The organism is Streptomyces actuosus, from assembly GCF_016921115.1.
GTDB lineage: Bacteria > Actinomycetota > Actinomycetes > Streptomycetales > Streptomycetaceae > Streptomyces > Streptomyces actuosus_A.
The window spans coordinates 22,128-28,618 of sequence record NZ_JAFFZS010000059.1 but is presented as its reverse complement, the minus strand read 5'-3'; the positions used below and the strand labels follow the sequence as shown (position 1 = coordinate 28,618).

Sequence of the window (6,491 nt, the reverse complement as noted above, 5' to 3'; positions counted from 1 at the left end):
GATCGGTCAACGTCTCCTGATAACCGGTCATCCCGGTCGAGAACACCGCCTCGCCGAAGGCCTCCCCCACGGCCCCATAGGCACGACCGCGAAACACCCGGCCGTCCTCCAGAACGAGAACCGCGGGCCGCTGCGGGGCCCTGCGGCCCGGAGGGGTCATCGGTCCAGTCCGCACACGGTTCGTCCCCGCCCCGCGGCCGTGGTGGGAACGCATTCCATCCGGAACTGGGCCGCCGTGCGCAGGACGGCCTTCTCGACGTCCCCGCTGGAGGCGCCCCGGAACCGGAAGCGCGCGCCGATGTGCTCGTATCCTCCCGCGCGCGGGATCACCTGGCCGACGGCCGGGATCACGGACGCGTAGGGGCCGTCCTGCGGACTCGGGGGTTCGGGGAGGGTGCGTGAGGTGACGCGGCAGGGGGCCGGAACGGGGGAGGGGACCAGCAGCCAGCCTGCCGTGTGCCACTGCGCCGGGACGGGGAGCGCCGGACTGCGGCCCAGCTGGATGTCCGCGGCCGCGTGCATCAGGTCGATGCCGTGCACCTCGCGCCAGACGAACGGGATCTCCGCACCGCCGACCCGGTAGCCGGCCTCCAGGAAGCGGACGGCCGGTGATCCGTCCGCCGACGTGCCGACGAACGCCTCCATGTGGAAGACCCAGGGCTCTCGGCTGAGCGCGCCCGCGGCGCGCGCCGTGAACTCCTCCAGGGACGCGAGGACGTCACCGTCGTCGATCTCGACGGAGCCGAGCGTCACCCCCTCGGCGAAGTCCACGCAGGTGTTGACGTACCGGGAGGCCCGCCAGGGGCCGAGTCCGTGACCGGTCCACAGCCCGTCGATGTGCACGATCGCGTCCGCGCAGTACCGCTGCACCAGTCGCTGCTCCGGGGGGAGCGTGCGCAGCAGCGGCAGGTCGGCCGGGCCGTCGAGGCGCACGATGCCGCGGCTGGCGGTGCCGCGGCGCGGTTTGACCACCACGGGCCAGCCGTGCCGCTCGGCGAACGCCAGGACGGCCGCCTCGTCGGGGGCGTCCGCGAAGACCGGGAGCGGCAGGCCCGCTTCCTCCACCGTGCGGTTCATGACCAGCTTGTCGCGGAAGCGGGCCAGCGCCCCGGGCCCCAGGCCCGCGCAGCCCAGCCGCTCGCGGACGAGCGCCGCGGTGTCCAGGTCCCCCTCGTTGAGGGCGACCACCCGCTCGGGCGCACCGAAGCGGCCGCTCAGCTCGGTCACGGCGTCCCACACCGCGTGCAGGTCGTCGGTGGCCGGGACCACCCGCGCATCCGCCGCACCGCCGGGCACCGAGGTGAGCGCCAGCTCCGTCGTGACGTAGGTGACCCGGTGGGTGCGATGGTCGAGATAGTCCTCGTAACGGGCGTACCGGTCGCGCCAGCGGTGGATGACGATGATGTGCCTCATGCCTGCTCCCTCCGGGACGCCGACATGTCGTGGACCATGCCCACCGCGCAGGTCGCCGAGATCACCGCGGCGCGCGCCGAGCCGAGCGCGTGCCGGGCGGTGTCGAGGTCGCCCGCCGGAAGCTGGGCCACGACGTCCCGGGCGCAGTCGATCAGATGGAGCGCGGCTCGGGTGAGCGGCTCCTCGCTGCCGAACTGTTCCTCGACAAGGCGGCGGACGAGGTTCAGCTGGTCGACGGGCGGAGCCGGTGTGCCGGTCGCCAGGGCCGTGGAAGTGATCGTCTTCACAGGTGATTCCATCCCGGGGTGAGAACGGAGGACCTTGCTCGGGAAGCCGGGCGGCCGGAGCCGGCGAGGGCACCGCGGCGTGGGGTTCGACCGCCCGGCAGGGGGTGGGGGGAGGGAAGGAGGGCGCCGTCAGCTCGTACGGAAGTGGATCCGGTCGTTGACGGTGTCGCACTTGGCCACGGCGTCGTCGGCGTCGCGCCCGGAGGCGATGACGTAGCCGGAGACGCAGTCGGCGACCGTCAACAGCGGTGGCACGACCTCCCCCGGGTTCTTGCCGATCACCACGGCGACCTCGGTGTCCGCGAACTCGTCCAGGTAGGGCAGGAAGACGAGCGGCGTCTCCCCCCTGGGCACCCGGCGGACGTCGCCCGCCACACCCTCGGGCACCTCGATCGCGGTGATCGTGCCCGGCTCGGGGGTGAAGAACCGGACCGCGGCCCCGCCCAGGGGATCGGGCGAGGTCTGCGGCAGCTGGTCGATGCCGAGCGGAACGGTGAGGAACATCCGGTTCAGATTCAGGCCGAAGGCACGGCGGACCAGTTCCGGAGCGCCGCTGCCGGCCAGCCGGGCGTGGGACTCCAGGACGCGCGGCCCGCGCTCGGTGAGGACGAACTCGCTGTGTGAGGGGCCCTCCGTCAGCCCCACGGCGTCCAGGACCTTCGGCGTGAGTGCGCGGAGTTCGTCGAGCCACGGCAGGGCCTGCCGACTGGGCGTGCTGACCTCCCACTCGACGTACCGGTCGTTCATCCGGTACTCGGAGTAGCCGATGGGCAGGTGGCGGCCCGCGTGGGAGAAGGAGTCGACGCTGACGACGGGACCCTCCAGGTACTCCTCCGCGATGACCGCCGAGACGCCCGCCTCGCGCAGGGCCTCCCAGGCCGGTGCGGCGTCCTCGGGCCGCTGCACCAGGTGGATGTGCAGACTCGCCACACCGTCCACCGGCTTCACGATGATCGGTTCGCCGGCCTCGGACCAGAACGCCTCGATGTCGGCCGCGCTGCTCACCATGCGGTACCGCACCGGGCTCAGCCCGTGCTCGTCCAGCAGCCTCCGGGTGAGCGCCTTGTCCTTCAGGGCCCGTGCGGTCGCCTCGGTCACCCCGGGAAGCCCGAGCGCGTCCACGACGAACCCGGTCGACTCCGCCGCCGGTTCGGTGGTCGTCAGCACCCGGTCGAAGGGGCGCTCGTCGTGCAGCGGCTTGAGGATGTCGAGAATGGCCTGGCCGTCGGTGAGGGGAGCGTGCAGGATGCGCTCGCAATGATCCGCCACGGCGGGGTCGTACGCGCCCTCCTCATGGACGAGGACGACGTCGATGCCCAGCTCCTTGGCTCCGGTGACCGGCGCCGGCCGGCCGCCGATGACTGCCACGCGGTACTTGCCCATGACGTTTCCTCCGGTGGTGAACGATGCGGGATGCGTGATTGCGGTGAACGGTTGCGGGTGAGCGCGGGTGAACGACGCGAGAGGTCGCGCCACCGCGGCCCGGGTGCCCCGGCCAGGGCCGGTGCCCTGGCCGTCCGCGGCCCGACCGCGACAGCACACCGGCAGATGCGGGTGTGGCCGTGGCCGTGGCCGCCGTGGCCGTGTGCTGTGATCGGGGCGGCGGCTGGGGGGCGTCAGGCCGCGTAGCAGCGCCGCAGCCAACGGGCCGTCGTGGCGGGCTGCGGCGTGAACGCCTTGCGGCGGTGCAGCACCCGGTAGTTGTCGAAGACCATGAAGTCACCCGTTTCCAGAACGAGTTCGGCGGACGGGACCGTCCCCAGGACGCTGCACCACTGGTCCAGCGTCTTCTGGGCCTCAGGCGTGCGGCCGGCCGTCGTGCCCCGGTCGTAGCGCGCGCGGTGCCGGCCGTCCGGGGCGGTCTCCAGAACGGGAGTGCCGCGCAGCGAGCGGGTGGCCTCCCCGTCGTTGGAGTCCGGCGCGCCCACTTCGAAGTCGGCGGCCATCAGACCCAGCCGTGTCTCCGGGTCGAGCCGTACGACGACGTCGTCGAGGGCCGCGATCTCGGTCGGCACCCGCTCCTCGTTGCGCACGGCGTAGAAGGTCAGGTACGGCGGTGTGTACAGCCGGGGATCCGAGCCGGGTGGCGCGAACGGCTGGTGCGGGTTGTCGGTGTGCCAGAAGAACTCCGAGTCCGCACCCCAGGAACTGGTGGTTCCCGAGGCCGCCGGGTTCGGCACCACGTTGCGGATGAGGCGTCCGCCGTTCTCGAAACGGACGGCGAACGGCGTGCACTCCAGGAGCCGTATGAGCCCCAGGTGGATCGCGTTGGTGACGGCGAGTTCGGCCTCGTCGCCGAAGCCGCTCACCGGTGTGGGCGGAAACTGCTGCGCCGGCAGATTGGACAGCAGTAACGCGTGGGATCCGGCCGCGGTGAACACCTGGAGGTGGTGCAGGATGTCTCCGGGCAGATGGCGTCGCAGCGCGTACGCGCCGATGCCGGCGAGGATCGCGTCGTCGAGATCCGATTCCAGGTCGGTCTCCGCGACACGTGCCGCGATCTCCTTGCCCAGCAGGTCTCGGACGCTGTCCTCGACGCGGCACCGGGCGAACTGGAGCAGGCTGGGCACCGATGTCATCGATGTCTCCGTTCAATCAGTGGGTGCGCCTTACACGCGCCGCTCAACGGGCCGGTGACGGGACCGAGGGAATCCAGTACGTGTCCGTACGGCGGTTCCAGCGGCGGGTCATGGGATCGCCGACGAGTCGGCTCAGCAGGCCGATCGGCGTGACGATCAGGCAGTAGGCGATGAGGAGCAGGAAGGTGCGCATGGACGTTCCGTTCTCTTCGCGGCGACGGGATGCGGCCACCGGCGTGGGGAACACTGCGGGCAGGGTCGGCGGGGAGACCCCCGTCCCCGGCGGGCCGGACCCCCGCGGCCGTCTCCGGCCGGGTCCGTCCGGGCCCGCCGCGCGGGTTCTCCCGGGCCCCTAGTCGAGGGGGATCTCCTCGCGCCAGTCGGACGTCTCCGTCCAGGCGGGCTGCTCGTGCTTCTCCAGCAGGAAGGTGCCGAGCGCCAGCATGTCGATGTCGGTGCGCATGAAGCACGTGTAGGCGTCGTGCGGGGTGTTCACGATCGGCTCGCCGCGCACGTTGAAGGACGTGTTCACCAGGACCGGGCAGCCGGTGCGCTCCTTGAACGCGGTCAGCAGCCGGTGGAAGGGGGCGTTGCTGTGCTCCGTGACCGTCTGGACCCGCGCGGAGTGGTCGACGTGTGTGACCGCGGGGATCGTCGAACGCTGCACCTTCAGCAGGTCGAGCCCCGTGGCGGTGGTGTGTGCCGCCTCGGTCCGCTGCGCGGCGGCGACCTGGGAGACCACCAGCATGTACGGGCTCGACTGCGGCAGGTCGAAGTAGTCCTTGGCGTCCGGTTCCAGCACGGCGGGGGCGAACGGCCGGAACGACTCCCGAAACTTGATCTTGAGGTTCATCGCCGACTGCATCGCGGGATTGCGGGGATCACCGATGATGGACCGCGCCCCGAGCGCCCTCGGCCCGAACTCCATGCGGCCCTGGAACCAGCCGACGATCTTCCCCTCTGCCAGCCCGTCCGCGACCGCGCCGACCAGGGCCGCCTCGTCCAGCCGCCGGTGCGGGATGCCGTGGGACTCCAGATACCGGGCGATCTCCGCGTCGTCGTAGGCGGGGCCCAGCAGCGCTCCGCTCATCGCGTCGCGACCGGTCCCGAGGTGGTCGCGCCGTACCCCGCGCTCCATCGCCACGGCCTGGGCCGCGCCGAGGGCACCCCCGGCGTCGCCCGCCGCGGGCTGGATCCACACCTCGTCGAAGACGCCCGCGTCGATCACCTTGCCGTTGGCCACGCAGTTGAGGGCGACGCCGCCGGCCAGGCACAGCCGGGACTCCCCGGTGCGTTCGCGTGCCGTGCGGGCCAGCCGGAGCACGACCTCCTCCGTCACCGCCTGCACCGAGGCCGCCAGGTCGAACTCCCGCTCGGTGAGCGGGCTCTCCGGGGTGCGCCGGGGTCCGCCGAACAGCTTCTCGAATCCCCGTCCGGTCATCACCTGGCCGCGCAGATACGCGAAGTAGCGCATGTCCAGGCGGAAGGAGCCGTCCGGTTTGAGGTCGATGAGCCGCTCGCGGATCAGGGACGCGTAGCGCGGTCTGCCGTAGGGCGCGAGGCCCATGAGCTTGTACTCGCCGGAGTCGACCTTGAAACCGCAGAAGTAGGTGAACGCCGAGTAGAGCAGGCCGAGCGAGTGCGGGAACCGCAGCTCCGCCAGGGGACGCAGCTCGGTGCCGCGGCCGTGCCACAGGGTGGTCGTGGCCCATTCGCCGACACCGTCGATGCACAGGACGGCCGCGGACTCGAACGGGCTCGGGAAGAAGGCCGACACGGCGTGCGACTCGTGGTGCCGGCGGACGGATGTCTCCGGGACCCGCCCGCGGCCCAGGGCGGCGAGTTCGGCGCGCACGATCTCGGCCGTGCGCAGCTTGCCGCCGCTGCCCAGCCAGGCCGGCAGGGTGTCGCGGAAGGACGTGAAGCCGGTCGGCGCCGCCCCCGCGAAGGTCGCCAGCACCCGGCGGAATTTCAGCCGGGGGTCTTCGTAGTAAGCGACGGCGGAGACGTCCTCCAGGCTCACGCCCGCCTCGTCGAGACAGTACTCGACCGCGCGGGAGGGGAAGGAGGAGTCGTGCCGTCGTCGGCTGAAACGTTCCTCTTGTGCCGCGGCGACCGGTACGCCGTCGCTGATCAGCGCAGCCGCGCTGTCGTGGTAGAAGGCTGATATGCCGATGATCCGATCAGGCACCGCTGCGTTCCTCCATCGGGT

General features: G+C 71.7%; 7 protein-coding genes. All 7 read right to left on the bottom strand.

Annotation, left to right across the window (positions count from 1 at the left end; genetic code table 11):
• Nucleotides 1-160 (bottom strand): carbamoyl-phosphate synthase domain-containing protein (locus JS756_RS34565; RefSeq protein ID WP_275892783.1); only part of this gene is annotated, 160 nt, incomplete at its 3' end.
• Nucleotides 157-1,413 carry an ATP-grasp domain-containing protein gene (locus JS756_RS34560; protein ID WP_205387238.1) on the bottom strand — a complete coding sequence of 419 codons (1,257 nt, stop codon included), beginning with the start codon at nucleotides 1,411-1,413 and terminating at the stop codon, nucleotides 157-159. The genes JS756_RS34560 and JS756_RS34565, both read right to left, overlap by 4 nt.
• Entirely contained in the window at nucleotides 1,410-1,700 is a 291-nt protein-coding gene (locus JS756_RS34555) for a hypothetical protein (RefSeq protein ID WP_307791416.1), read from the bottom strand. Before JS756_RS34555 ends, JS756_RS34560 begins: the two co-directional genes overlap by 4 nt.
• A gap of 129 nt (nucleotides 1,701-1,829) precedes the next feature.
• Nucleotides 1,830-3,083, bottom strand: coding sequence for an ATP-grasp domain-containing protein (locus JS756_RS34550; protein ID WP_205387236.1), 1,254 nt, complete (start codon nucleotides 3,081-3,083; stop codon nucleotides 1,830-1,832).
• A gap of 233 nt (nucleotides 3,084-3,316) precedes the next feature.
• The gene (locus JS756_RS34545) at nucleotides 3,317-4,279 is read right to left on the bottom strand and encodes a TauD/TfdA family dioxygenase (protein ID WP_240204816.1); all 963 of its coding nucleotides are present in this window, start codon (nucleotides 4,277-4,279) and stop codon (nucleotides 3,317-3,319) included.
• A gap of 43 nt (nucleotides 4,280-4,322) precedes the next feature.
• On the bottom strand, nucleotides 4,323-4,472 hold the full coding sequence (locus tag JS756_RS34540; RefSeq protein ID WP_205387235.1) for a hypothetical protein: 150 nt from the start codon (nucleotides 4,470-4,472) through the stop codon (nucleotides 4,323-4,325).
• Between the two features lie 159 nt (nucleotides 4,473-4,631).
• Nucleotides 4,632-6,470 (bottom strand): carbamoyltransferase family protein, encoded by a 1,839-nt coding sequence (locus JS756_RS34535; protein WP_205387234.1) that lies wholly within the window; start codon nucleotides 6,468-6,470, stop codon nucleotides 4,632-4,634.
• Between the last annotated feature and the right edge of the window lie 21 nt (nucleotides 6,471-6,491).

Bases quoted from the DNA above. Each gene is read 5' to 3' on its own strand.
- JS756_RS34540 (WP_205387235.1), bottom strand. From the start codon at position 4,472: ATGCGCACCTTCCTGCTCCTCATCGCCTACTGCCTGATCGTCACGCCG.
- JS756_RS34550 (WP_205387236.1), bottom strand. From the start codon at position 3,083: ATGGGCAAGTACCGCGTGGCAGTCATCGGCGGCCGGCCGGCGCCGGTC.
- JS756_RS34560 (WP_205387238.1), bottom strand. From the start codon at position 1,413: ATGAGGCACATCATCGTCATCCACCGCTGGCGCGACCGGTACGCCCGT.
- JS756_RS34545 (WP_240204816.1), bottom strand. From the start codon at position 4,279: ATGACATCGGTGCCCAGCCTGCTCCAGTTCGCCCGGTGCCGCGTCGAG.